The 24,529-nt window shown below is 61.2% G+C and carries 21 protein-coding genes and 3 pseudogenes; 11 read left to right on the forward strand and 13 right to left on the reverse strand.

The window, feature by feature from the left end; all coding sequences use genetic code 11:
* Positions 1–224: 224 nt before the first annotated feature.
* The gene (locus JIO00_RS22835) at positions 225–608 is read left to right on the forward strand and encodes a DUF6124 family protein (RefSeq protein WP_010457553.1); all 384 of its coding nucleotides are present in this window, start codon (positions 225–227) and stop codon (positions 606–608) included.
* A 147-nt stretch (positions 609–755) separates the two neighbouring features.
* On the opposite strand, the gene JIO00_RS22840 is transcribed toward JIO00_RS22835, so the two are convergent.
* Positions 756–1,115, reverse strand: coding sequence for a PilZ domain-containing protein (locus JIO00_RS22840; RefSeq protein WP_010457554.1), 360 nt, complete (start codon positions 1,113–1,115; stop codon positions 756–758).
* 245 nt (positions 1,116–1,360) lie between these two features.
* The gene (locus JIO00_RS22845; protein WP_077748721.1) at positions 1,361–1,738 is read right to left on the reverse strand and encodes a tetratricopeptide repeat protein; all 378 of its coding nucleotides are present in this window, start codon (positions 1,736–1,738) and stop codon (positions 1,361–1,363) included.
* A 157-nt stretch (positions 1,739–1,895) separates the two neighbouring features.
* Between JIO00_RS22845 and pyk the strand changes: the two genes are divergently transcribed.
* Positions 1,896–3,347, forward strand: a complete 1,452-nt coding sequence (pyk, locus tag JIO00_RS22850) for a pyruvate kinase (protein ID WP_154501472.1) — start codon at positions 1,896–1,898, stop codon at positions 3,345–3,347.
* A 91-nt stretch (positions 3,348–3,438) separates the two neighbouring features.
* Here the strand turns inward: pyk and JIO00_RS22855 are convergent, their stop codons facing one another.
* Genes JIO00_RS22855 through JIO00_RS22865 form a run of 3 tightly spaced genes read right to left on the reverse strand, consistent with a single transcriptional unit; the run spans position 3,439 to position 6,254 of the window.
* Positions 3,439–4,188: an enoyl-CoA hydratase-related protein gene (locus tag JIO00_RS22855; RefSeq protein WP_200666887.1), complete on the reverse strand. Its 750-nt coding sequence runs from the start codon at positions 4,186–4,188 to the stop codon at positions 3,439–3,441.
* Between the two features lie 31 nt (positions 4,189–4,219).
* The gene (locus JIO00_RS22860; protein WP_200666889.1) at positions 4,220–5,155 is read right to left on the reverse strand and encodes an iron-sulfur-binding ferredoxin reductase; all 936 of its coding nucleotides are present in this window, start codon (positions 5,153–5,155) and stop codon (positions 4,220–4,222) included.
* Positions 5,148–6,254: a GGDEF domain-containing protein gene (locus JIO00_RS22865; RefSeq protein WP_010457559.1), complete on the reverse strand. Its 1,107-nt coding sequence runs from the start codon at positions 6,252–6,254 to the stop codon at positions 5,148–5,150. The genes JIO00_RS22860 and JIO00_RS22865 overlap by 8 nt, the downstream gene beginning before the upstream one ends.
* A gap of 570 nt (positions 6,255–6,824) precedes the next feature.
* Between JIO00_RS22865 and JIO00_RS22870 the strand changes: the two genes are divergently transcribed.
* The 8 genes and pseudogenes from JIO00_RS22870 to JIO00_RS22905 all read left to right on the forward strand — a co-directional run bounded on the left by JIO00_RS22870 (position 6,825) and on the right by JIO00_RS22905 (position 15,061).
* A complete protein-coding gene (locus JIO00_RS22870; RefSeq protein ID WP_010457560.1) occupies positions 6,825–8,348 on the forward strand; it encodes a fumarate hydratase in 1,524 nt (507 codons plus the stop codon).
* 161 nt (positions 8,349–8,509) lie between these two features.
* On the forward strand, positions 8,510–10,276 hold the full coding sequence (locus tag JIO00_RS22875; RefSeq protein ID WP_083375878.1) for a sensor histidine kinase: 1,767 nt from the start codon (positions 8,510–8,512) through the stop codon (positions 10,274–10,276).
* Positions 10,270–11,595, forward strand: coding sequence for a sigma-54-dependent transcriptional regulator (locus tag JIO00_RS22880; RefSeq protein ID WP_200666891.1), 1,326 nt, complete (start codon positions 10,270–10,272; stop codon positions 11,593–11,595). Before JIO00_RS22875 ends, JIO00_RS22880 begins: the two co-directional genes overlap by 7 nt.
* A 121-nt stretch (positions 11,596–11,716) precedes the next feature.
* Positions 11,717–11,917, forward strand: a pseudogene (locus JIO00_RS22885) (helix-turn-helix domain-containing protein); the annotation flags it as partial.
* A 121-nt stretch (positions 11,918–12,038) separates the two neighbouring features.
* Positions 12,039–12,239: pseudogene (locus JIO00_RS22890) on the forward strand (helix-turn-helix domain-containing protein); the annotation flags it as partial.
* 121 nt (positions 12,240–12,360) lie between these two features.
* Positions 12,361–12,561, forward strand: a pseudogene (locus JIO00_RS22895) (helix-turn-helix domain-containing protein); the annotation flags it as partial.
* A 311-nt stretch (positions 12,562–12,872) separates the two neighbouring features.
* The gene (locus JIO00_RS22900; protein ID WP_010457563.1) at positions 12,873–14,192 is read left to right on the forward strand and encodes an MFS transporter; all 1,320 of its coding nucleotides are present in this window, start codon (positions 12,873–12,875) and stop codon (positions 14,190–14,192) included.
* A gap of 239 nt (positions 14,193–14,431) precedes the next feature.
* Positions 14,432–15,061, forward strand: coding sequence for a flavin reductase family protein (locus tag JIO00_RS22905; RefSeq protein WP_010457564.1), 630 nt, complete (start codon positions 14,432–14,434; stop codon positions 15,059–15,061).
* On the opposite strand, the gene JIO00_RS22910 is transcribed toward JIO00_RS22905, so the two are convergent.
* Together JIO00_RS22910 and JIO00_RS22915 are read right to left on the reverse strand one after the other, a co-directional pair.
* Entirely contained in the window at positions 15,062–15,292 is a 231-nt protein-coding gene (locus JIO00_RS22910) for a hypothetical protein (protein ID WP_200666893.1), read from the reverse strand. It abuts the gene before it with no gap.
* A 41-nt stretch (positions 15,293–15,333) separates the two neighbouring features.
* Entirely contained in the window at positions 15,334–15,687 is a 354-nt protein-coding gene (locus JIO00_RS22915; protein ID WP_077750448.1) for a putative quinol monooxygenase, read from the reverse strand.
* A 335-nt stretch (positions 15,688–16,022) separates the two neighbouring features.
* On the opposite strand from JIO00_RS22915, the gene JIO00_RS22920 reads away from it, so the two are divergent.
* Positions 16,023–16,952, forward strand: a complete 930-nt coding sequence (locus tag JIO00_RS22920) for an AraC family transcriptional regulator (protein ID WP_010457570.1) — start codon at positions 16,023–16,025, stop codon at positions 16,950–16,952.
* A 113-nt stretch (positions 16,953–17,065) separates the two neighbouring features.
* Here the strand turns inward: JIO00_RS22920 and JIO00_RS22925 are convergent, their stop codons facing one another.
* From JIO00_RS22925 to JIO00_RS22950, 6 genes are all read right to left on the reverse strand, one after another.
* Complete coding sequence (locus tag JIO00_RS22925; RefSeq protein WP_010457573.1) at positions 17,066–18,121, reverse strand: ABC transporter ATP-binding protein; 1,056 nt, start codon at positions 18,119–18,121, stop codon at positions 17,066–17,068.
* 15 nt (positions 18,122–18,136) lie between these two features.
* A complete protein-coding gene (locus tag JIO00_RS22930; RefSeq protein WP_010457574.1) occupies positions 18,137–18,985 on the reverse strand; it encodes an ABC transporter permease in 849 nt (282 codons plus the stop codon).
* On the reverse strand, positions 18,982–19,890 hold the full coding sequence (locus tag JIO00_RS22935) for an ABC transporter permease (RefSeq protein WP_010457577.1): 909 nt from the start codon (positions 19,888–19,890) through the stop codon (positions 18,982–18,984). The genes JIO00_RS22930 and JIO00_RS22935 overlap by 4 nt, the downstream gene beginning before the upstream one ends.
* 194 nt (positions 19,891–20,084) lie before the next feature.
* Positions 20,085–21,188, reverse strand: coding sequence for an extracellular solute-binding protein (locus tag JIO00_RS22940; RefSeq protein ID WP_010457579.1), 1,104 nt, complete (start codon positions 21,186–21,188; stop codon positions 20,085–20,087).
* A gap of 217 nt (positions 21,189–21,405) precedes the next feature.
* Complete coding sequence (locus tag JIO00_RS22945) at positions 21,406–22,854, reverse strand: aldehyde dehydrogenase family protein (protein ID WP_010457581.1); 1,449 nt, start codon at positions 22,852–22,854, stop codon at positions 21,406–21,408.
* Positions 22,851–24,488, reverse strand: a complete 1,638-nt coding sequence (locus JIO00_RS22950) for a 5-guanidino-2-oxopentanoate decarboxylase (RefSeq protein ID WP_154912389.1) — start codon at positions 24,486–24,488, stop codon at positions 22,851–22,853. The genes JIO00_RS22945 and JIO00_RS22950 overlap by 4 nt, the downstream gene beginning before the upstream one ends.
* Positions 24,489–24,529: the final 41 nt, after the last annotated feature.

Consider the following 24,529-nt stretch of genomic DNA (forward strand, 5'->3'; position numbering starts at 1 on the left):
ACGGAGTGGAGAGACTCGCTTTGCTGTGGCCAATGGTCATGACCATTGGCCAAGCCTGCATTCACCCTGGTCCTACACGTATATACAAGAAGCCGTACAACGGCTACATAATCAGTTGCTTCTGCCTACAACCTGCGGTGCCCCCGACTGACTTCGGGCGAGAGTCACCCCGATTAAGGTTCTCCTATCGCTACTTATCAGCGATCCAATAAGGAGTTAACCCCATGTCGAAGGCTACACCTGCCCCTTCCGAGCCTACGTGCTCAGCCTATGCCACTTTCGATCCAAAAAAACTTCATACCGCCGCCCAAAAAGCGCTGAACCACCATCTCGCTCAAAAAAAAACCAAATCGTGCTTTGCTAACGAACGCACCACCGAGGAACGCGCCATGAAGATGTTCACCGTTGTCCCTGATGCCAACCCCGAAGCCTTGACCATCGAGACCTACGAAACATTCTCGACGGTCAGCATTCTGCTACTCGACCTGGCGGAAAGTCTGGACGACAAGCCGCGGCATCTGGCGATGGCGATTTACCGGATGAGTGAGTTGGGGTTGATGCTGGTGGAACGCTCGCTGGATAACGAAAAGGCGATCAAGACGACCTGAGCTTGATTATCAGGCGCCTGAGCTGACGTCATCGCGAGCAGGCTCGCTCCTACAGAGGATTTTCGGGGACCACAATATGTGTGGACAGCCGATACCCCTGTGGGAGCGAGCCTGCTCGCGATGGCCATTGCCGATGCATCACAACACTCAGGCAGACGCCGGCATCGGCTGAAAACTGAAGTACTGCGTCAACGCCTCCACCAATTGCCCATACTCCGGCGGTGCCCGTTGCAGGCTGAACCCGGCGTCGTAATGGTGGGGGGTTTCGTCTTCATGGCACCACAAACAACACGCCGTCAGGTCAATGACCTGCTGGCAGCCGTCGCTGGCGGGGATTTTCAAACGCAGGTCAAAGTCGACGCCCACCATCATGGGCAACTGACTGATGAGCATCAGCCCGTCGGCGGACACATTGCCCAGAAAGCCGATGGGTTTGTCGGTGACACTGTTGAATACTTTCAGAAAATACGGCAGTTGATGCCGCTCGATCCGGCGGTCGGTAAACATGCGCAGTTGGCCCAGCAAGGCCCTTAAGCAGGGCCGCACTAATGCTTCGGAACGTGCCGTTTTTGCTTTTGTTGAAAAAGCCTGGCGCGCTCTCCCCGTTCCCGGTGCGTCAGTCCATGAATCCGCTGACGCTTACGGCTGCCGGTCACAGGTATGACCTCGGTCTAGAGACATGGCTCTAAAACCGATCCATTCGACTATAGCTCACCACCGCCGGGCGGCCAGCCTTTGCACGACAACGGCAATCAGAACCGCGTCGGGCGCACGACCGCTGCGGCGCTGCGAGTCGGGTAATGGCCCAGGCTCTGCAAGGTTTCCAGACGGGCGCGGGCGCGGTAGGCGTATTCGCTTTGCGGGTAGGACGCCATGATGAACTGATAAGTCTGCGCCGCATCGATGAACAGCTTCTGCCGTTCCAGGCACTGGCCACGCATCATCGACACTTCCGGCCACACATAAGGCCGCGCACGGCTGGAGCGTTCGACTTTGGACAATTCGAGCATCACCTGCTCGCAATTGCCGCGATCGTAAGCGCTGTAGGCATTATTCAAATGATGGTTCATGGACCAACGGGCGCAACCCGTCACACTGAGGGCAAGGGCGGCAATGAGCACGAATCGCATGGGGGATCTCCTGTCTTGAGCTCTGTATCGACCCGTGAGCAGAAATCTTCAGGAATGTTCGGTTAAAGAAACAAACGAAAAAGTAGTGCAAACGAACAATGACTACACCCGCTGACCATAGTAGCCTCACTCAGCGCTTGAACTCAGGAGTCTTTGCATGTCCGTCCGTCGTACCAAAATCGTCGCTACCCTTGGCCCGGCCAGTAACTCGCCGGAAGTTCTCGAACAGCTGATTCTGGCTGGCCTGGACGTCGCCCGCCTGAACTTCTCCCACGGCACCCCCGACGAGCACAAGGCTCGCGCGAAGCTGGTGCGTGACCTCGCGGCCAAGCATGGTCGTTTCGTGGCCCTGCTGGGTGACCTGCAAGGCCCGAAAATCCGGATCGCCAAATTCGCCAACAAGAAGATCGAGCTGAAGATCGGTGATCAATTCACCTTCTCCACCAGCCATCCTCTGACCGAAGGCAACCAGCAAGTGGTCGGCATCGACTACCCGGATCTGGTCAAGGATTGCGGCGTGGGCGACGAGCTGCTGCTCGACGACGGCCGCGTGGTGATGCGCGTCGATACCGCCACCGCCACCGAACTGAACTGCACCGTACTGATCGGCGGCCCGCTGTCCGACCATAAAGGCATCAACCGTCGCGGCGGTGGCCTGACGGCGCCGGCGCTGACCGAGAAAGACAAGGCCGACATAAAGCTCGCCGCCGAGATGGAAGTGGACTACCTCGCCGTGTCCTTCCCGCGCGACGCTGCCGACATGGAATACGCCCGTCAACTGCGCGACGAGGCCGGCGGTACTGCCTGGCTGGTGGCGAAGATCGAACGCGCCGAAGCCGTGGCCGACGACGAAACCCTCGACGCGCTGATCCAGGCGTCCGACGCGGTCATGGTTGCCCGTGGTGATTTGGGTGTGGAAATCGGCGACGCCGAGCTGGTGGGCATTCAGAAGAAGATCATTCTGCACGCACGCCGCCACAACAAGGCTGTGATCGTGGCGACCCAGATGATGGAGTCGATGATCCAGAACCCGATGCCGACCCGCGCCGAAGTGTCCGACGTAGCCAACGCCGTGCTCGACTACACCGACGCCGTGATGCTCTCGGCGGAAAGTGCTGCCGGCCTGTACCCGCTGGAAGCCGTGCAAGCGATGGCGCGCATCTGCATCGGCGCGGAAAAGCATCCGACCAGCAAGACCTCCAGCCACCGCATCGGCAAAGTGTTCGAAAGCTGCGACCAGTCCATCGCCCTGGCGGCCATGTACACCGCCAACCACTTCCCGGGCGTGAAGGCGATCATCGCCCTGACCGAAAGTGGCTACACGCCGTTGATCATGTCGCGCATCCGTTCTTCGGTGCCGATCTACGCGTTCTCCCCGCACCGCGAAACCCAGGCCCGCGCGGCGATGTTCCGTGGCGTCTACACCGTTCCGTTCGACCCGGCATCGCTGCCGCCTGAGCAAGTCAGCCAGGCCGCGATCGACGAGTTGCTCAAGCGCGGCGTTGTCGAGAAAGGCGACTGGGTCATCCTGACCAAGGGCGACAGCTACCACACCATCGGTGGCACCAACGGGATGAAAATCCTGCACGTTGGCGATCCGATGGTCTGAGTGATCGGCTGCTGAAAAGCAAAAGCCCCGCCATGTGAATGGCGGGGCTTTTTGTTGATCGCTCCCACGAACTGCGTGGGAACGATCGATGTCAGTGTCGGCTGATAAAAGCCGACAATGCCGCCAACGCTTCCGGCGAACGCAACCTTTGGGTGAACAACGCGCCCTCTTCTTCGATCACTGTGCGCAGCTGCTCCCGGTCCGGCGCTTTCATCAATTGCTTGCTGATCCGCACCGCTTCCGGTGGCAATGACTCAAACCGCAACGCCATCTCCCGCGCCTTGGCCAACGCCGCTTCGCCACTGCCCAACGCTTCGGTGGCAATGCCCCACGCCGCAGCCTGCTCACCGCTAAACCCTTCACCCAACAGCAACAGCTCCGCTGCTTTGGCATGCCCGAGCAATCGCGGCAGGATCAGGCTCGAACCAAACTCCGGGCACAACCCGAGGTTCACGAACGGCATGCGCAACCGCGCATCACGGCTGACGTACACCAGATCGCAATGCAGCAACAGCGTCGTGCCGATCCCCACCGCCGCGCCCGCCACGGCGGCGATCACCGGTTTGCGGCATTCCAGCAAGTTGAGCATGAAGTGGAACACCGGGCTGTCGAGGTTGCTCGGCGGTTGCTGGATGAAATCGGCGATGTCGTTGCCGGCAGTGAAGCACTCGGCGCTGCCGGTGATCAGCACGGCGTTGATGTCGGGGTCGGTGTCGGCCTGTTTCAGCGCGTCGGCCAAGTGGCTGTACATGGCGCGGGTCAGGGCGTTTTTCTTGTCGGGGCGGTTCAGGCGCAGGGTCAGCAGGCCGCGTTCGCGTTCAAGCTGGATGGCATCGGTCATGGCGAGTCTCGCGTCGTTAAACGATCAGCGCTCAACCACGGGGAACAAAGACATCCGCCAGCAGTTGGTTGCGCGGCAGTCCGGCCAGGTACAAACGCCGAGCAAAGGCGTCGACACTGTCGGGGGCTCCGCAGACTAAGGCCAGGGTTTGCCGGGAAACAAGCCGCAGTTGCGCCAACGCCTGCGGCAACTCGGCCGGGGTCCAGCATTCAATGCGGAGGTTTTCACGCACATCGGCCATGGCTTGCAGGGGCTTGGCCAGGTAATGCTCGCTGGCGTCATGGGCGAGGTGAATGACGCGTATGGCGCCTTGGTGATCCTGACGCAACGCTTCGCGCAACACACCGAACAACGGCCCCAGTCCCGTACCGGCAGCCATCAGCCACAGCGGTCGAGTGCTCCAGTCCGGGTCATATTGCAACGCTCCGCCACGCAGTTCGCCGAGGCGGATCGGGTCGCCGATTTTCAGCTGACGGGCCGCGTCGCTGAATTCACCCCGCTGTCGACAATCGAGGTGGAACTCCAAAAAGCGGTCCTCTTCCGGCAGGCTCGCCAAGGAGTAGGGCCGTGCCACGTTGCCCGCCCACAACACCAGATGCTGCCCGGCGCTGTAGCGTAACGGTCGCTCGGTGGTCAGGCGCAACCGCAATACGCTGGCGCTCAACCAATCAACGGCGGCGACTTGCGCGGGACGGCCGTCGACGTGTGGATCGAAGGCATGCACCTGCAAGTCCTCGACCACCTGGCACTGACACGCCAGACGCCAACCTTGCTGACGCTGTTCAGCGCTCAAGGCATCGGGACGACTGTCGCTGGGCAAGCCTTGAACACATTGCACCAGGCACGCATGGCAACTGCCGGCGCGACAACTGTAGGGCACGGCCACGCCGTTCTGATTCAGGGCATCGAGCAGGTTGCTGCCCGGGGCCACGGACCAATGGCGCTCGCCGACGCGCAACTCAGGCATCGACGTTCTCCCACGCCGCCGCGCAGCGATTGCGCCCGTCACGCTTGGCGCGGTAAAGCGCCTGGTCGGCGCGCTGCAAGGCGTCGTCGAGGTCATCGCCCAACTCCAGCAACGTCATGCCGGCGGACAAACTGAGGTGGGCGACGTTGAGTCCGATCAACTCGACATCGGTAAAGGCGATGCGCAGCCGCTCGCAACAAGAGGTCAGGCGTTCGGCGTTGCAGTCGGGCAGCAACACCACGAACTCTTCGCCACCATAACGGGCCAACACATCGCCCTCTCGCAGGCAGGCGGTGGCCACGCCGGCAAAGGCTTGCAGCACCTGGTCGCCAGCAGCGTGACCATGAACGTCATTGATGCGTTTGAAGTGGTCGAGGTCGATCAACGCCAGGCCATGCACCACGCCCGCCTCCATCGCGTTCAGCTCGCGGGAAGCCAGGCGCAGGAAATGCCGGCGGTTGAACAGCCCGGTCAGTTCGTCGGTGGCGACCAGGTCTTCGAGCTGGCGCATCATCCCGCGCAGGGTGTCCTGGTGCGCCTGCAAGGCAAACCGTCGTTGGCGCATACGTTGACGCGAGGCCTGGACGTAACGGGCATAAAGCTCCAGCCACACCAACACGATAAACAGCACGCACACCTGCAACGCGGCCAGCGCCGGGTCGTGCAACTGGAAGTGGTAGCCCTCCCATAGCGTGATCGCACTGAAACTGAAAAACACCAACAGGGCACAGCGCACAAACGCACGGCGCGAAAGATGGAACAGCCCGAACAACATGATCAGCAGGTAGAACACCAGGAACGCGCCGCGCGCCTCATCCAGATTGGCAACCAGCCATGTCTGCCACCCCAGGCCCATCAATACTTGTGCTTCGGTCAGGCTCGGGTCGGAAAAGCGCAGGTTGCAGCCGCTGTAAAACACCGCGAACAACGTCCCCTGGGTGATCACCACCAGCGCGCTGCCGATGGCCACGCTGGTCAGCGGCTCATCGTAATGCCCGGTGAAAAACGCCATCCACAGCAATACCAAAGCCAGGGCGTAGGTGCCGGCTGCGAGGGCGAAGCGTTTGAGCAAAAGCCGTTGGATGGCGTTATGGGTCAATCGTTGACTCACCGTGCGAAAGGAGGCTGATCGAGTGTCCTACTCTACAGACCGAATGCCACTTTAGTGGGGTGTCTGATAAATGACCATTCAATTTTCGGGGCAGAAAACTGGCGTCAAAAGCATGTCCCTGAATGACACAAAACCTGCGGTGAGGGAGCTTGCCTGTGGCGAGGGGATTTATCCCCGTTCGACTGCGAAGCAGTCGCCCATCCGACACACGGGGTATACCTGTCTCACCGAGGTGTAGCTATCGGGGGCGGCTTCGCCACCCAACGGGGCGGGGCGACGTTTCGCTAAATCCCCACACCGCAGATAAATCCGCCTGCCGCAAGATTGACTTTCGGCGGGTGTGCCCGGAACCGAGGCGCGGTATACTGCCGCGCCTTTTTAGCGTCGCGCCAGCAGCCCCGGCGTGCCCTGACTCTTCGAGCCAGCTTCAAGTTGCAAGCTCCAAGCAGCAAGCTCAAAGCAGTACACACACTGCTCTTACTTGCCGCTTGTAGCTCAAAGCTTGAAGCTGGCTCGAAGAGCTATTGAATGTTCCCGTCTTTTAGAGGAGCGCGACTCATGACCGTGATCAAGCAAGACGACCTGATTCAGAGCGTTGCCGACGCCCTGCAGTTCATTTCCTATTACCACCCCGTTGACTTCATCCAGGCGATGCACGAGGCCTACCTGCGCGAAGAATCGCCGGCAGCTCGTGATTCGATGGCGCAAATCCTGATCAACTCGCGCATGTGTGCCACCGGCCACCGCCCGATCTGCCAGGACACCGGCATCGTCACCGTCTTCGTCCGCGTGGGCATGGACGTGCGTTGGGATGGCGCCACCATGGGCCTGGACGACATGATCAACGAAGGCGTGCGCCGGGCTTACAACCTGCCGGAAAACGTCCTGCGTGCCTCGATCCTCGCCGACCCGGCGGGCGCTCGTAAAAACACCAAGGACAACACCCCGGCCGTTATCCACTACTCCATCGTTCCGGGTAACACCGTGGAAGTGGACGTGGCAGCGAAGGGCGGCGGCTCCGAGAACAAGTCGAAAATGGCCATGCTCAACCCGTCCGACTCGATCGTCGACTGGGTATTGAAGACCGTTCCGGAAATGGGCGCCGGCTGGTGCCCACCGGGCATGCTCGGCATCGGCATCGGCGGCACCGCCGAGAAAGCCGCGGTCATGGCCAAGGAAGTGTTGATGGAATCCATCGACATTCACGAGCTGAAAAAGCGCGGCCCGTCCAATCGCATCGAAGAGATGCGCCTGGAACTGTTCGAGAAGGTCAACCAACTGGGCATCGGCGCTCAGGGCCTCGGTGGCCTGACCACCGTACTCGACGTAAAGATCATGGATTACCCGACCCACGCCGCTTCGCTGCCGGTGTGCATGATCCCGAACTGCGCCGCCACCCGTCACGCGCACTTCGTATTGGATGGCTCCGGCCCGGCGACCCTGGAAGCGCCACCGCTGGACGCCTACCCGGAAATCGTCTGGGAAGCCGGCCCGTCGGCCCGTCGCGTCAACCTCGACACCCTGACCCCGGAAGACGTGCAGAGCTGGAAGCCGGGCGAAACCGTCCTGCTCAACGGCAAGATGCTCACCGGTCGCGACGCCGCGCACAAGCGCATGGTCGAGATGCTGAACAAAGGTGAAACCCTGCCGGTCGATCTGAAAGGTCGCTTCATCTACTACGTCGGCCCGGTTGATCCGGTGCGCGAAGAAGTGGTGGGCCCTGCCGGTCCGACCACCGCCACGCGGATGGACAAGTTCACCCGTCAGATCCTCGAGCAAACCGGCCTGTTGGGCATGATCGGCAAATCCGAGCGCGGCCCGACCGCGATCGAAGCGATCAAGGACCACAAAGCCGTTTACCTGATGGCAGTGGGCGGCGCAGCTTACCTGGTGGCGCAAGCGATCAAGAAATCCCGTGTCGTGGCATTCGCCGAACTGGGCATGGAAGCGATCTACGAGTTCGACGTCAAAGACATGCCGGTGACTGTTGCAGTAGACAGCAAGGGCGAGTCGGTACACATCACCGGTCCTGCCATCTGGCAGAAAAAGATCAGTGAAAGCTTGGCGGTCGAAGTGCAATAAGCGCGTCGACGACGAAAAAAAAGGCGACAGGAGCTATGCTCTTGCCGCCTTTTTTATTTGCTTTATATATCTATGTCAAAAGGCGGTGGATTTCAGCGTGGGAATGCTTAACACCGTCGTGATATGGTTCGCGCCCTCCGCACACTTGTGTAATCCCCGGCATGCTTGAGTCTTCTCGCTCTTTGCGCATAACTCTATACACCCTCCTTATCTTCGTCGGTGCCGCACTGGCGGCCGGAATTGCCCTGCGTCACACCGAACGCCAAGCGCTGGTCGAGGACGCTGCGCGGGCCAATCAGCAACTGGCGCTCTACGCCAATTCCCTGCACACCCTGATTGATCGCTACCGCGCCCTGCCCGCCGTGCTGGCGCTGGACCCGGAGTTGCGCGCTGCGCTCAACGGTCAGGTCACGGCGGAACAACAGGACGCGTTGAACCGCAAACTGGAAAAAATCAACGGCGCCGCGCAGTCCTCGACCCTGGAACTGCTCGACCGCACCGGCCTCGCCGTGGCGGCCAGCAATTGGCGCTTGCCCAGCAGTTACGTCGGCCACAACTATGGTTTCCGCCCCTACTTCAGCCAGACCCGCACCCAGGGCACCGGGCGTTTTTATGCGGTGGGGGTGACCAGCGGCATTCCGGGCTATTTCCTGTCCAGCGCGGTCACCAGCGACGCCGGCGAGTTCCTCGGCGCGATGGTGGTGAAGCTTGAGTTTCCGGAACTGGAGCGCGAATGGCGTCAGGGCAGCGACACGCTGCTGGTCAGCGACGCACGCGGCATTATCTTCATCGCCAATCAGCCGGGCTGGCGCTACCGCTCGTTGAAACCCTTGAGCGACAGCGATCACGCCGAGCTCAAGGCCACCCGCCAGTACGACAAACAACCGCTGACCCCGCTGGACTACCAATCGCTGCAGCGCTTTGACGACAACAGCGATCTGGCGCGGGTCGTCGGTCCTGACGGTACGGCCAATTACCTCTGGGAATCGCTGCCGCTGAGCACGGAAGGCTGGACTCTGCACCTGCTGCGCCGCCCGCACGTCGCCTTCGAAGACAGCCGCAATGCCGCACTCGCCGCTGCCGGGCTGTGGCTGGCGCTGGTGTTTCTGTTGCTGTTCCTCAACCAGCGCTGGCGCCTGGCGAAAATGCGCCAGCGCAGCCGTGAAGAACTCGAACAATTGGTCGAAGAGCGCACCCGCGACCTGCGCACCGCTCAGGACGGTCTGGTGCAATCGGCCAAACTCGCGGCCCTCGGCCAGATGTCCGCCGCCCTCGCCCATGAAATCAATCAGCCACTGACCGCCCAGCGCATGCAACTGGCGACCTTGCGTCTGCTGCTCGATCACGGTCGGGTCGACGACGCCTACAAGGCGTTGAAACCGGTGGACGACATGCTGACGCGCATGGCCGCCCTCACCGGCCACCTGAAAACCTTCGCCCGCAAAAGCCCCAGCGGCTTGCGCGAACGTCTGGACCTGGCAGCGGTGGTGGACCAATCGCTGCAATTGCTCGACGCGCGCCTGCGTGATGAGCAGGTCAGCACCGTGCTGCACCTGACGCGTCCGGCGTGGGTGCGCGGTGATGCGATTCGTCTGGAACAGGTGTTGATCAATCTGCTGCGCAATGCCTTGGACGCGATGCAGGACAAACCCTGCAAACGCCTGGAAATCCGCCTCGAAGCCGACGAGCAACTCTGGCGCCTGACCGTCACCGACAATGGCGGCGGCATCGCCGAAGAGCATCTGCCGAACGTGTTCGATCCGTTCTTCACCACCAAACCGGTGGGTGATGGCCTGGGTCTTGGCTTGGCGGTATCGTTTGCCATCGTGCACGAATCGGGCGGTCGCCTGAGCGCCGACAATCATGCCAACGGCGCCGTGTTCACCGTGACTTTACCCATCGACCTGGAGGCCCACAGTCCATGCTGAATTCCGTGATGGTGGTCGACGACGAAAGCAGCATTCGCAGCGCCGTCGAGCAATGGCTGAGCCTGTCGGGTTTCGAGGTGCAACTGTTCAGCCGCGCCGATGAGTGCCTGGCGCAATTGCCCACTCACTTTCCCGGGGTGATCCTCAGCGACGTGCGCATGCCCGGCATGACCGGCCTGGAGCTGCTGGCCGAGGTTCAGCGTCGTGATGCCGACTTGCCGGTGATTCTGCTGACCGGCCATGGCGATGTGCCGATGGCGGTCGACGCCATGCGCGATGGCGCCTACGACTTTCTGGAAAAACCCTTTAGCCCGGAAACCCTGCTGAGCAGCTTGCGCAGGGCGCTGGACAAGCGCCGGCTGGTGCTGGAAAACCGCGCCTTGCATGAGTTGGCCGACAACCGCGCCAAACTCGACGCGACGCTGCTGGGCGTGTCCCGAGGTTTGCAGACGTTGCGTCGGCAGGTACTGGACCTGGCGGCGTTGCCGGTCAATGTGTTGATCCGTGGTGAAACCGGCAGCGGCAAAGAGTTGGTCGCCCGCTGCCTGCACGACTTCGGGCCGCGCGCGGACAAACCGTTCGTGGCGCTCAATTGCGCGGCGATTCCCGAGCAGCTGTTCGAGGCGGAATTGTTCGGCCATGAGAGCGGCGCGTTCACCGGCGCCTCGGGTAAACGTATCGGCAAGCTTGAATACGCCGATGGCGGCACGCTGTTTCTCGATGAAATCGAAAGCATGCCCCTGGCCCAGCAGGTGAAATTGCTGCGGGTGTTGCAGGAGCAGAAGCTTGAGCGACTGGGCTCCAATCAGAGCATTCGCGTGGATCTGCGGATCATCGCCGCGACCAAGCCTGATCTGCTGGACGAGGCACGGGCCGGGCGTTTTCGCGAGGACCTGGCGTATCGCTTGAACGTCGCTGAGTTGCGCCTGCCGCCCTTGCGCGAGCGGCGTGAAGACATTCCGTTGTTGTTCGAATCGTTTGCGCAGAAGGCCGCCGAACGTTTGGGCCGCACGTTTCCACCGTTGAGTGGCCCGCAGTTGAGCCATCTGCTGAGCCACGACTGGCCGGGCAATGTGCGCGAATTGGCAAACGTGGCCGAACGTCAGGTGCTGGGGCTGGGCGAGCCGGAACCGGTCGGCATTGATCCCGGCCAGTCGCTGGCGGCGCAGGCCGAAGCGTTCGAAGCGCATTGCCTGCGCGCGGCGCTGACCCGGCACAAGGGCGACGTGAAAGCGGTACTTGAAGAGCTGCAACTGCCGCGCCGGACCTTCAATGAAAAGATGCAGCGGCATGGGCTGACTCGGGAGATGTTCTCGTAGTGCCTGAACGGCCCTCTTCGCGGGCAAGCCTCGCTCCTACAGGGTTTGCGTCGTTTGCAATATTGTCGAGCGACACAAATACCGTAGGAGCGAGGCTTGCCCGCGAAAAGGCCAATGCAAGGGCGAGCCGGAACCGGTCGGCATCGATCCTGGCCAGTCGCTGGCGGCGCAGGCCGAAGCGTTCGAAGCGCATTGCCTGCGCGCGGCGCTGACCCGGCACAAGGGCGACGTGAAAGCGGTACTTGAAGAACTGCAACTGCCGCGCCGGACCTTCAATGAAAAAATGCAGCGGCATGGGCTGACTCGGGAGATGTTCTCGTAGTGCCTGAACGGGCCCCTTCGCGGGCAAGCCTCGCTCCTACAGGGTTTGCGTCGTTTGCAATATTGTCGAGCGACACAAATACCGTAGGAGCGAGGCTTGCCCGCGAAGAGGCCAATGCAAGGGCGAGCCGGAACCGGTCGGCATTGATCCCGGCCAGTCGCTGGCGGCGCAGGCCGAAGCGTTCGAAGCGCATTGCCTGCGCGCGGCGCTGACCCGGCACAAGGGCGACGTGAAAGCGGTACTTGAAGAACTGCAACTGCCGCGCCGGACCTTCAATGAAAAGATGCAGCGGCATGGGCTGACTCGGGAGATGTTCTCGTAGTGCCTGAACGGCCCCCTTCGCGGGCAAGCCTCGCTCCTACAGGGTTTGCGTCGTTTGCAATATTGTCGAGCGACACAAATACCGTAGGAGCGAGGCTTGCCCGCGAAGAGGCCAATGCAAGGGCGAGCCGGAACCGGTCGGCATTGATCCCGGCCAGTCGCTGGCGGCGCAGGCCGAAGCGTTCGAAGCGCATTGCCTGCGCGCGGCGCTGACCCGGCACAAGGGCGACGTGAAAGCGGTACTTGAAGAACTGCAACTGCCGCGCCGGACCTTCAATGAAAAGATGCAGCGGCATGGGCTGACTCGGGAGATGTTCTCGTAGTGCCTGAACGGCCCCCTTCGCGGGCAAGCCTCGCTCCTACAGGGTTTGCGTCGTTTGCAATATTGTCGAGCGACACAAATACCGTAGGAGCGAGGCTTGCCCGCGAAGAGGCCAATGCAAACAACGCACATCCACGAGCCTGATAAGCAATTTTCCGCTCACGCCCAGCCCGGCATAAGCGGATTTCCGCTCACCCAATCCCCGCAACCCCTCTAAACCAGCCCTCCTTGATCTGGCACACCTCCTGCTATAGCCCATGCAGGCTGCGTTTCAACGCGCTCCACAAAAACAATTAAACGAAGGATCCTTCAATGGATAACTCCAACGCCCTGCCCCTTGGGTCGGCTGCCGTGCCCGCCAAAGAAAGAACCACCGCCAGTCGCATCAAGTCGATCTTCAGCGGCTCTGTCGGCAACATGGTCGAGTGGTACGACTGGTACGTCTACGCTGCCTTCTCCCTGTATTTCGCCAAGGCCTTTTTTCCCAAAGGCGACACCACCGCACAACTGCTCAACACCGCCGCGATCTTCGCCGTGGGCTTCCTGATGCGCCCGATCGGTGGCTGGCTGATGGGCCTGTACGCCGACAAGGCCGGTCGCAAGAAAGCATTGATGGCTTCGGTGTACCTGATGTGTTTCGGCTCGCTGCTGATTGCCCTGAGCCCCGGTTATGAAACCATCGGCATCGGCGCACCGATCCTGCTGATTTTCGCCCGCCTGCTGCAAGGCCTGTCGGTCGGTGGCGAGTACGGCACCTCGGCCACCTACCTCAGCGAGATGGCGACCAAGGATCGTCGCGGCTTCTACTCCAGCTTCCAGTACGTGACCCTGATTTCGGGTCAGCTCATCGCCTTGGCGGTGTTGATCGTGCTGCAACAAGTCCTGACCACCGAAGAGCTGTACGCCTGGGGCTGGCGCATCCCGTTCGCCATCGGCGCGCTGTGTGCCGTGGTCGCGCTGTACCTGCGTCGTGGCATGGAAGAAACCGAGTCGTTCACCAAGAAAGAAAAGGCCAAGGAAAGCGCAATGCGCACCTTGATGCGCCACCCCAAGGAACTGATGACCGTGGTCGGCCTGACCATGGGCGGCACCCTGGCGTTCTACACCTACACCACGTACATGCAGAAATACCTGGTGAACACCGTCGGCATGAGCATCTCCGACTCCACCACCATTTCCGCCGCCACGCTGTTCCTGTTCATGTGCCTGCAACCGATCATCGGCGGCTTGTCGGATAAGGTCGGTCGTCGTCCGATCCTGATCGCCTTCGGCGTGCTCGGGACGCTGTTCACCGTGCCGATCCTCACCACCCTGCACACCATTCAATCCTGGTGGGGCGCGTTCTTCCTGATCATGGCGGCGCTGATCATCGTCAGCGGCTACACCTCGATCAACGCGGTGGTGAAAGCCGAACTGTTCCCGACCGAAATCCGTGCACTGGGCGTCGGCCTGCCGTATGCGCTGACCGTATCGATCTTCGGCGGCACCGCTGAATACATCGCGCTGTGGTTCAAGAGCATCGGCATGGAAACCGGTTACTACTGGTACGTGACGGCGTGTATTGCCGTGTCGTTGCTGGTGTACATCACCATGAAAGACACCCGCAAGCATTCGCGGATCGAGACGGACTGAGTCAGCCCGCGCAATAAAAACAGGGGCAGACCTTAACGGGTCTGCCCCTTTTGTTTGCAACCGACACAAAACCCTGTGGGAGCGAGCCTGCTCGCGATAGCGGCGTATCAGCAGCACATTGGCTGACTGACACACCGCTATCGCGAGCAGGCTCGCTCCCATATTTGAATCTCATCGCTGGAAATTATCCGTTCGTCCTTGCACCATGACTGCCTCCCGATCCTCCCGGAATATATGCCATGCCCGACGACATCCACTTCTACGAACCCGCCAACGGCCACGGCCTGCCGCATGACCCGTTCAACGCCATCGTCGGCCCGCGCCCTATCGGCTGGATTTCCTCACAGGACGCCAACGGCCGCTTGAACCTGGCGCCTTACAGCTTCTTCAACGCCTTCAATTACATTCCGCCGATCATCGGGTTTTCCAGCGTCGGCCGTAAAGACAGCCTGAACAACATCGAGCAGACCGGCGAGTTCGCCTGGAACCTGGCCACCCGGCCACTGGCCGAGCAGATGAACCAGAGCTGCGCCATGGTCCCGCCCGAGGTCAACGAGTTCGAGCTGTCTGGCCTGACCCCGGTCGCCTCGAAAGTCATTCAAGTGCCACGGGTCGCCGAAAGCCCGGTGTCCTTCGAGTGCAAGGTCACGCAGATCATTCAGTTGCAGCGGGCGGACGGGAACGTGGTGCCGAGCTGGCTGATTCTGGGCGAAGTGGTCGCCGTGCATATCGCCAAGTGGCTGTTGAAAGACGGGGTGTACGACACCGCCGCGGCAGAACCGATTCTGCGCGGCGGCGGGCCAGCGGATTACTTTCAGCTGGGGCCAGAGGCATTGTTCAAAATGTGGCGCCCGGGGGCGGTCAAGTGATTACCAGAGCAGGTCGGCGCCTTCTTTGACGTCTTTGAGGCGGGTCAGCTCTTTGGCTGCGGCCAGATCAGCCTCATTGGCCGTCTTGAAGATTTGCCCTTCAAGTACTTTGTGAAAGCGTGGCGCTTCGGTGCCACCGATGGCTTTGACGGCGATCGCGGCGTGGTAACCCCCCTCGCCCGGTACTACAGCGGAAACAGCTTCGAAATGATCAAAGGCTTTACGTGCCATGTCGCGGATCCTGGCTGATTGAGAATGCAGCCATTAAACCCTCAACCCGCCATTTTGTGTACCCACGACCCGGACTGCCCCCGCGCCTGGTCGGCCGACACGTCCTTGAAGGTATGAAAATCCAGGCTGTTGACCACCAACTCCTGCACCAGCTCGGCGAAAATCTCCATCGCCGGGGTGCCGAAATAGGCCGTCATCGCTTGCTGGTTCGTCCAGAAACCGGACACAAGCCACAACTCCGGATCGCATTGCGAATGCTGCAGGGAAAAACTCAGGCAACCCGGCGCGCTGCGGGACGGCTCGATCAAGGCGCTCAGGCGCGCACCGAGTTCTGCCGAACGCCCGGCGCGGGCACGAACAAAAGCCATGTGACTGACGGGGATCTGCGTAGACATGTTCAACCCTCCCAGGGAGTCGAGTGGCAGCCGGGGGACGGGCTGCGACAGGATCAAAGGTTAAGCGCGCAGGGGGAAGCGCGGTTAGTCGATTCCTGCCGGCTTGTTGCACAATCCTGCGCGGCGTTTCGATAAACCTGTAACAACCTGTAAAAGCGTTCGTACCAACAAAACTCGGCTTTCAAGCAAGTTTCCCTGAGTTGCAGCAGCCATAGAGGCACCGCTGATCCACTCGATGCAGAATCAGGCAAGCTTGAGGCAGGATGTGTCTACCGCTCTGTCTTGCACAAACTTAAGCTGGCCTCATTACCAACGCCTCAACGAGGATGCCCGGCATGTCGTCGTTCGATCACTTTCAAGCCCCGCTGGATGCCGACATGGAGAAACAGCGCGCTGAACTGGCCACTATCATCCGGCGCAACACCACGGACGATGGCACTTATGCCACTGCCGTCGGCTCGCTGTTCATGTCCAAACACTGCAAGTCCCATGAATTTGCCCCGGTGCTGGCCCAACCCGCGCTGTGCATCATGGCGCAGGGGCGAAAAGAGGTCAGGCTGGCCGACGAATACTTTAATTACGACCCGCTGAATTACCTGGTGGTGTCGGTTTCGATGCCGTTGAGCGGGCGGGTGGTGAACGTCACGTCGCAAGAACCGATTCTCGCGGTGCGACTGGATATTGATCCGGCTGAAATCACCGCGCTGATTGCCGACGCCGGCCCTTTGGGCGTACCGACCCGTCCCACAGGACGCGGCTTATATGTCGAACGGATCGATACGGCGATGCTCGACGCGGTGTTGCGTCTGGCGCGTTTGCTCGATACCCCGAAAGACATCGCCATGCTCGCACCGCTGATTCGCCGGGAGATTCTTTATCGGTTGTTGCGCAGTCAGCAGGGCCATCGGCTGTATGAGATTGCGATTGCCAATAGCCAGAGCCACCGCATCAGCCAGGCGATCAAGTGGCTTAACGGCAACTATGAGCAACCGCTGCGCATCGATGATCTGGCGAAGGAAGTGAACCTGAGCGTCTCGACGTTGCATCACCGGTTCAAGGCGATGACAGCGATGAGTCCGCTGCAGTATCAGAAGCAACTGCGCTTGCAGGAAGCGCGGCGGTTGATGCTGGCCGAAGGGCTGGAGGCTTCGGCGGCGGGGTATCGGGTGGGGTATGAAAGCCCGTCGCAATTCAGCCGGGAATATAGCCGGTTGTTTGGGGCACCGCCGTTAAGGGATCTGGCGCGGTTGCGGTTGTCGGTTTGATCTGATTTTTGTGCTGGTTTTGCCGGCCCTATCGCGAGCAGGCTCACTCCTACATAGGCCGGTGTACACCGACCCACTGTAGGAGTGAGCCTGCTCGCGATGGGGCCAGTCAGTCAGGCGCCGAGTACGCGGCACGCCTCAGCCGGCAAGGTCACCGACACCGGGTTGCCAATGCTCAACCCAAACCCCTGACACGGCGTGCTCAGCGCCGTAAATGAAACCCCGGAACACTCCACCGTCGTTTCAATCGTCGCGCCGATATCGCGCACGAACGTCACCGTACCGAGCAACCGATTTCCCGCCGTGGCCTGCGGGTGCGACAGTTGCAGGTCTTCAGGACGAATCAGCATCTTCACCTTCTCCCCCACCACAATGCTGCTGCAAATCGGCACTTCCAGCGCGGCGCCCCCCGGCAACCCGACCTTGCCGTTGCCCAGCGCCGTGGCGGGGAAGATGTTGCCCGAGCCGATAAAGTCGGCGACAAATTCGTTGGCCGGGTGCCGGTAGATTTCAATCGGCGACCCCACCTGCTGCACCCGATGCTCACCCAGCACCACCACGATATCGGCCATGGTCATGGCTTCACGCTGGTCGTGGGTCACCATGATCGTGGTGATGTTCAGGCGCTGTTGCAGCTGACGAATTTCCACCTGCATCGATTCGCGCAGCTTGGCGTCGAGCGCCGACAGCGGTTCATCCAGCAGGAGGATTTTCGGGTGGTTGGCAATCGCCCGGGCAATCGCCACGCGCTGGCGTTGACCGCCGGAGAGTTTGGCCACCGGGCGATCAATCATCTCGCTCAGCTGAATCAATTCCAGCAACTCCACCACCCGCGCCTGCTGGTCAGCCTTGCTGACCCCGCGCAGTTTCAGCGGATAGGCGATGTTCTCCCCCACCGTCATGTGCGGGAACAGCGCCAGGGACTGGAACACCATGCCGAAGTTGCGCTGATGCGCCGGGGTGTGGCCGATGTCTTCACCGTCCAGGCGAATTTCGCCGCCGCTCAGGGTCTCAAGCCCGGCGATCATCCGCAGCAAGGTGGTTTTACCGCAGCCCGACGGGCCGAGGAAACACACCAGTTTGCCTTCCGGCAAATGCAGGTTTACATCCTTTACCGCGCAGGCCGAGCCGTAATGTTTCTCGACGTTTTCCAGAATCAGACCAGACATAAATCACCTCAAGAATCAGAACGAAACGCCACCTTCACCGACCAGCTTCTCCAGCGCCCAGATCAGGACGAAGTCGATCAGCACGATCAGCACGGCAAACGAAAATACGGTGGGGTCGAGCGACGACACGGTGCGGCTGTACATCCAGATCGGCACGGTCATCACATCGATGGTGTAGAGGAAATAGGTCACGGTGAATTCGTTGAACGAGACGATGAACGCCAGCAGCATGCCCGCCAGAATCCCCGACTTCATCAACGGCACCACCACATCGATGATCGCCCGCAGCGGTGAAGCGCCAAGCATTTGCGCGGCCTCTTCGACTTCGCTGCCGATGGAGAGCATTGCGGCGGTACAGTTCTTCACCACGAACGGCAGGGCCAGGATCACGTGGGCAATCACCAGCCGCGAGGTGGTCATCTGGAACGGCAGGCTGTCGAACACCAGCAGCAATGCCAGGCCCAACACCACCATCGGAAACACCAGCGGCAGCGACATCAGTTGCAGCGCCACGGCCTTGCCACGGAACTCGCAACGGGTCAGCGCGTAAGCCGCCGGCACCGCCACAATGGTGGCGAAGACCATGGTCAGGCACGCCACCATCAGGCTGGTGGTCATGGCTTTGCCCAGGCTCAGCACATCGCTGGCATCGGGCGACACAAAGGTGTGCCAGGCCGCCTTGTACCATTGCAGGCTGTAACTGCTCGGCGGGAAGTCGAGGTTCGATGCGCCGCTGAACGACATGACGATCATGGTCAGGATCGGCAACACCGCCAGCAGCAGGATGAAGCCCGAGAGAATGCCGGCAAACTTGCCGGTCTCACCGGGCAGCAGCCCATAACGTTTCTTGGTCAACGTGCTCATTGGGAAGCCTCCAGCATGCGCCGACGACGGCCAGTGATGAATTCGGACAAGGTCATGATCGCCAGCGTGGTGACAATCAGCACCACACCGGCAGCGGACGCGGCGGGCCAGTTCATCAGCGGGGCGATCTGGTCATGCACCATCACCGCCAGCATCGGCACGCGCCGACCGCCGAGCAACAACGGCACCACAAAACTGCTGGCGTTGTAGGCAAACACCAATGTCGCGCCGGTGATGATCCCCGGCATGCTCATCGGCAGCACCACCTGGCGGAACACCTGGAAGCGACTTGCCCCCAAGGTGGCGGCGGCTTCTTCGTAAGTGCGGGCGACGCCGCGCATGGCGCTGGCAATCGGCAGCACGGCCAACGGGAACGCGGTTTGCACCAGGCCCATCAACACGCCGTTCTGGTTGTAGAGCAGCATGATCGGTCGCTTGATCAGGCCCAGGCCCATCAGTGCCTGATTGAGCATGCCGCCAGGGCCGAGAATCACCAGCCAGCCGTAGCTTTGCAGCAGCAGGTTGACCAGCAACGGCAGCAGCACCGCCGCGAGGAAGATCCGTCGCACGAATGGCGAGGTCAGGCGCGACATGGTGTAGGCCACCGGGATCGCCAGCAACACCGCGATCACCGCGCTGATCAGCGCCAGACGCAGGGTCAGCAGCAAGGATTTGAGGTAATAGGGTTCGAGCAATTGGGCATAACTGGCCAGGCTGAACCCGGTCCACTCTGCGCCTTTGGTGCCCACGCTCATGCGCAGTACCAGCAGGCTGGCGGCAATCAGCACGCCCAGAAACAGCATCGAGGGCGAGAGGAAAAACCACGCACGCGCCGTCGGCGAAACACCCCGATTGGCACGCACGGGAGCGGCGGCGACCGGATGAGTCAGAGGTTGGTGTTCCATAGCAAAGGTCTCGTCAATGGAAAGCAGCTGACAAACACAGCCCTCAAAACCACATCAGCCCCCTGTGGGAGCGAGCCTGCTCGCGAAAGCGATCCATCAGTCGACATCAATGGTGAATGTCAGACCGCATTCGCGAGCAGGCTCACTCCCACAGGGGATCTTCAGTGGTTGAAGATCTTGTGTTCGCCACTCAATCAGGAAGAAAAGATTTCCGTGTAACGACGAATCCATTGGTCATGCACGGAGGCCAGGAAGGCGTTGTCGTGCATGATCGCCTTCTCGGCAATCTGCTCCGGCGTGAGGATGTAAGGGCTCTTGCGCGCTTCGGCGGAGATGATCGCCTTGGCGTTGACCGGGCCGTTGTAGATGTCCTCGGCCATCTTGCCCTGCACCAGCGGGTCCAGAGAGTGGTTGATGAAGGCGTAGGTCAGGTCGGTATCGCCCGGACGGTTCTTCGGCATCACCGAGAGCATCAGGTCGGTGTAGAAACCTTCCTTCATCCCGAACGTAGCGCCCAGGCCATAGGCCGGATCGCGGATCTGTTTCGGGAAGAACGCCGGTGCGTACAGGCCGCCCATGTCCAGGGAACCGGTGCGGAACAATTCGGCGATCTGGTTCGGGTTTTCACCCAGGGTGACCACACGGTCTTTCAGCTCGGCGAGTTTCTTGAAGCCCGGCTCGATGTTGTGCTCGTCACCCCCGGCCAGTTTGGCGGCGATGATGATCAGGTCCATCGCTTCGGTCCAGTTCGGCGGCGGCAGGAAGATGTTCGGCGACAGCTCGGCGTCCCACAGGGCGGCGTAACTGTCCGGTGCTTCCTTGATGGTGCGCGTGCTGTAGACGAGGCTGTTGCACCACAGCAGGTAACCGATGCCGTGACCGTTAGCGCCGGTACGGTATTTCTCCGGTACGTCGACCAGGTTGGGAATGCGGTTGAGGTCTGGTTTTTCCAGCAGATTGGCTGCTGCCAGACCTTCGGCGCCTACGCCGGCCAGGGTGATGATGTCGTACTGCGGACGATCACCGGCGGCCTTGAGTTTGGCGACCATTTCCGAGGTGCTGCCGGTGCGGTCAGCGATGACCTTGCAACCATATTTGTCTTCGAAGGTGGCCGCGATGTTACGCAGTGCAGCCAGGCCGGTGTCGTCGGACCAGGTCAACAGGCGCAGGGTCTTGCCCTGGAAGCGCGTGTCGCTGGCATTGGCCTTGACGAAGGGCAAACTCATGGCCGCCGCAGCTACGGACGCCACGCCCACGGTTTTGATGAATTGACGTCTGTTCAGATCATGTTCGCCCATTACGGACTCCCTTTGTTTTTGTAGGTATAAGGCAGGTCGAAACTGTTGCATCCGCGCAGCCGGATCAGCGTTTTCCCTCGTATTTTCGGGGGTTTGGCTGAACCAGTGAGTTCATCCTGAGGTCGTGCAAAACACCTGACTATCGATAAAAACTCATCGAAGCCATGACACCAGTGCATGCCTCGATACGAGGCATGCACTCACCTGTTTCGTGCCTTCAGACGGCGCGAATCACGTGTTTGATTTCCTGGAAAGCCTGCAAGCCCCACGGCCCCAATTCGCGGCCGATGCTGCTCTGTTTGTAGCCACCCCAAGCGGTCTGCGGGAAGATCACTTGCGGCGCGTTGATCCACACCAGTCCCGCCTGCAAGGCGTTGGCGACCCGATCCGCGGCTTCGTTGTCGCGAGTTACCACGCTGGCCACCAAACCAAACTGGCTGTCGTTGGCCAGGGCAATCGCTTCGGCTTCGGTGGCGAAACTGCGCACGCAGATCACCGGGCCGAAAATCTCTTCACACCACAACGCACTGCCCTGGGGCACTTCGGTGAAAATCGTCGGCTGCAAAAAATAGCCGCGGGGCAGGTCTGCAGGGCGATTACCGCCGCAAACCAGCTTGGCCCCGGCGCTCAAACCGCGATCGATGTGGCCCAGCACACGCTGGTATTGCGCCTGATTGACCAGCGCGCCCATTTCCACGTTTGGGTCGAACGGGTCGGCGACGCGAATGGCTTCGGCGCGGGCCTTCAATCGGATGAGGAACTCATCTGCCAATTCATCAGCGACCAGCACGCGGCTGGTGGCGGAGCACATTTGCCCGGCGTTGAAGAAACCGCCGCCACAGGCCACTTCCACCGCCAGTTCGATGTCGGCGTCAGCGAGCACCAGCAGCGAAGATTTGCCGCCCAGTTCCAGGCTCACGCCTTTGACGGTTTCCGCCGCACGTTGCATGACCTGCACACCGACCGCATTGCTGCCGGTGAAGGAAATTTTGGCGATGCGCGGGTCAACCGACAGCGGCGCGCCGACGGCCAGGCCCGTGCCGCAGACCAGGTTGAATACGCCATCCGGCAAGCCGGCCTCAGCGACGATCGCCGCCAGTTCCAGCTCGGGCAACGGCGTGACTTCGGACGGTTTGAGCACCACGCAGCAACCGGCCGCCAGGGCTGGGGCGAGTTTCCAGGCCGTGGTGACCATCGGGAAATTCCACGGCACGATCAGGCCGACCACGCCGCACGGTTCACGGCGCACGCGAGCGCTGAAATCGTCGGTGGGCAGCTCGATGTTGCTGTCTTGTCTGGCATCGAGGCCTTCGGCAAGACCGGCGTAATACTCGAACGTCGCGATCACGTCATCGACGTCAATGGCGGCCTCGAACAGCGGCTTGCCGTTGTTGCTCGACTGCAACTTCATCAAGTGGTCGCGCCCGGCCTGCACGCCGGCGGCGATTCTGCGCAGGATCGCGCCGCGTTCGGCACCGGTGGTTTTCGACCATTCGCCGAACGCCTGGGTGGCGGCGGTGACCGCTTGATCGACGGCTTTTTCATCGCCGCCATTCACGGTGGTCAACAGGGCTTCGGTCGCCGGGTTGATCACACGCAGATGTTCGTTGCCAGCCGACCATTGGCCGTTGATGTACAGGCCGTCCAGAGTGGTAGGGAAACTCATTTCGACACCGCCTTCATCCACTGGGTCTGATCGATTTCAATCAGGGTCGGGCCCTGACGGTCGGCGGCGCTGCGCAAGGCGCTGCGCAGTTGTTCAACACCGTTGACCGCTTCCGCCACACAGCCCAGCGCCTTGGCCACACCGATGAAGTCCGGGGTGTAGATGTCCACGCCCACCGGTTCGATGGCGCGGTTGACCATGTATTTCTTGATCTCTTCGTAGCCCTGGTTATTCCACAGCAGGACGATCACCGGGGTGCGCGCTTCAACGGCGCTGGCCAGTTCCGGCAGGGTGAATTGCAGGCCGCCGTCACCGATCAGGCATACCACCGGAGGACGCGCACCGTTTTCAAGGCTGCCACCGAGCCAGGCACCGATTGCCGCCGGCAAGGCGTAACCGAGGGTGCCGTAACCGGTGGACGAATTGAACCAGCGACGCGGGCGTTCCGGGTTGAAGGTCAGGTTGCCGGTGTACACCGGTTGGGTCGAATCGCCGACGAACACTGCGTCCGGCAATTCGTGCAACACGGTTTCGAGGAAGCGGGTCTGGGCCAGGGTCGGGGCGTCCCAGGTGGCGGCGAGGTCGTCACGCAGACGGGCAGCGCGGACTTGTCCCCAATCGTTGCGACGCTCGGCCAGCGAGTGCTTGGACAGTTCACTGAGCAAGGCTTGCGCGGCGTTACGCGAGTCCGCCACCAGGGCGACTTTCGGCGGGTAATTGCGCACGGTCTGGTCGGGGTCGATGTCCACGCGCAGCAGCACGCCGGGAATCTCGAAACCGCCGGCAAACGTGACGTCGTAATCGGTCTCGGCCAGTTCGGTGCCGATGGCCAGCACTACGTCGGCCTCGGCGACCAAGGCACGGGTCGCAACCAGGCTCTGGGTCGAACCGATCAGCAGCGGGTGACTGGATTCGAGCATGCCTTTGGCATTGATGGTCAGGGCCACGGGTGCGTCCAGCCGTTCGGCCAACTCGGTCAACTCGGCGGCGGCATCAATGGCACCGCCACCCGCGAGAATCAGTGGGCGCTTGGCGCCGGCCAGCAGCGCGGTCATGCGGCTGATGGCGCTTGGCGAGGCGCCAGCACGGTCGATGTTCACCGGGAGACTGGCGAGCAGGTCATCGGCTTCTTCGACCAGCACGTCCAGCGGAATTTCGATGTGAACCGGGCGTGGACGGCCGGCCTGGAACAGAGCAAAGGCGCGGGCCAATACGCCCGGCAATTCAGCTGCCGACATCAAGGTGTGGGAGAACGCCGCCACGCCGCCGACCAAGGCGCTCTGGTTCGGCAGCTCGTGGAGCTTGCCGCGACCACCGCCCAGCTGGCTGCGCGATTGCACGCTGGAAATCACCAGCATCGGGATCGAATCGGCGTAGGCCTGGCCCATGGCGGTGGTGATGTTGGTCATGCCAGGGCCGGTAATGATGAAGCACACACCCGGTTTGCCACTGGTGCGCGCATAACCGTCGGCCATGAAACCGGCGCCCTGTTCGTGACGCGGCGTGACGTGGTTGATGCTCGAACGGGCCAGCCCGCGATACAGCTCCACGGTATGAACCCCAGGAATGCCGAACACCTGCTCGACCCCGTAATCTTCGAGTAACTTGACCAATACTTCGCCGCACGTCGCCATGTCTTTGCCCTTTTTGTTCGTTTGAGACGCCGGGCCTGCGC

This window comes from Pseudomonas sp. SW-3, from assembly GCF_016615645.1.
Classification (GTDB): domain Bacteria; phylum Pseudomonadota; class Gammaproteobacteria; order Pseudomonadales; family Pseudomonadaceae; genus Aquipseudomonas; species Aquipseudomonas mandelii.

Coding starts and splice junctions, on each gene's coding strand:
- JIO00_RS22835 (WP_010457553.1), top strand. CDS start 225: ATGTCGAAGGCTACACCTGCCCCTTCCGAGCCTACGTGCTCAGCCTAT.
- JIO00_RS22840 (WP_010457554.1), bottom strand. CDS start 1,115: ATGTTTACCGACCGCCGGATCGAGCGGCATCAACTGCCGTATTTTCTG.
- JIO00_RS22845 (WP_077748721.1), bottom strand. CDS start 1,738: ATGCGATTCGTGCTCATTGCCGCCCTTGCCCTCAGTGTGACGGGTTGC.
- pyk (WP_154501472.1), top strand. CDS start 1,896: ATGTCCGTCCGTCGTACCAAAATCGTCGCTACCCTTGGCCCGGCCAGT.
- JIO00_RS22855 (WP_200666887.1), bottom strand. CDS start 4,188: ATGACCGATGCCATCCAGCTTGAACGCGAACGCGGCCTGCTGACCCTG.
- JIO00_RS22860 (WP_200666889.1), bottom strand. CDS start 5,155: ATGCCTGAGTTGCGCGTCGGCGAGCGCCATTGGTCCGTGGCCCCGGGC.
- JIO00_RS22870 (WP_010457560.1), top strand. CDS start 6,825: ATGACCGTGATCAAGCAAGACGACCTGATTCAGAGCGTTGCCGACGCC.
- JIO00_RS22875 (WP_083375878.1), top strand. CDS start 8,510: ATGCTTGAGTCTTCTCGCTCTTTGCGCATAACTCTATACACCCTCCTT.
- JIO00_RS22880 (WP_200666891.1), top strand. CDS start 10,270: ATGCTGAATTCCGTGATGGTGGTCGACGACGAAAGCAGCATTCGCAGC.
- JIO00_RS22900 (WP_010457563.1), top strand. CDS start 12,873: ATGGATAACTCCAACGCCCTGCCCCTTGGGTCGGCTGCCGTGCCCGCC.
- JIO00_RS22905 (WP_010457564.1), top strand. CDS start 14,432: ATGCCCGACGACATCCACTTCTACGAACCCGCCAACGGCCACGGCCTG.
- JIO00_RS22910 (WP_200666893.1), bottom strand. CDS start 15,292: ATGGCACGTAAAGCCTTTGATCATTTCGAAGCTGTTTCCGCTGTAGTA.
- JIO00_RS22915 (WP_077750448.1), bottom strand. CDS start 15,687: ATGTCTACGCAGATCCCCGTCAGTCACATGGCTTTTGTTCGTGCCCGC.
- JIO00_RS22920 (WP_010457570.1), top strand. CDS start 16,023: ATGTCGTCGTTCGATCACTTTCAAGCCCCGCTGGATGCCGACATGGAG.
- JIO00_RS22925 (WP_010457573.1), bottom strand. CDS start 18,121: ATGTCTGGTCTGATTCTGGAAAACGTCGAGAAACATTACGGCTCGGCC.
- JIO00_RS22930 (WP_010457574.1), bottom strand. CDS start 18,985: ATGAGCACGTTGACCAAGAAACGTTATGGGCTGCTGCCCGGTGAGACC.
- JIO00_RS22935 (WP_010457577.1), bottom strand. CDS start 19,890: ATGGAACACCAACCTCTGACTCATCCGGTCGCCGCCGCTCCCGTGCGT.
- JIO00_RS22940 (WP_010457579.1), bottom strand. CDS start 21,188: ATGGGCGAACATGATCTGAACAGACGTCAATTCATCAAAACCGTGGGC.
- JIO00_RS22945 (WP_010457581.1), bottom strand. CDS start 22,854: ATGAGTTTCCCTACCACTCTGGACGGCCTGTACATCAACGGCCAATGG.
- JIO00_RS22950 (WP_154912389.1), bottom strand. CDS start 24,488: ATGGCGACGTGCGGCGAAGTATTGGTCAAGTTACTCGAAGATTACGGG.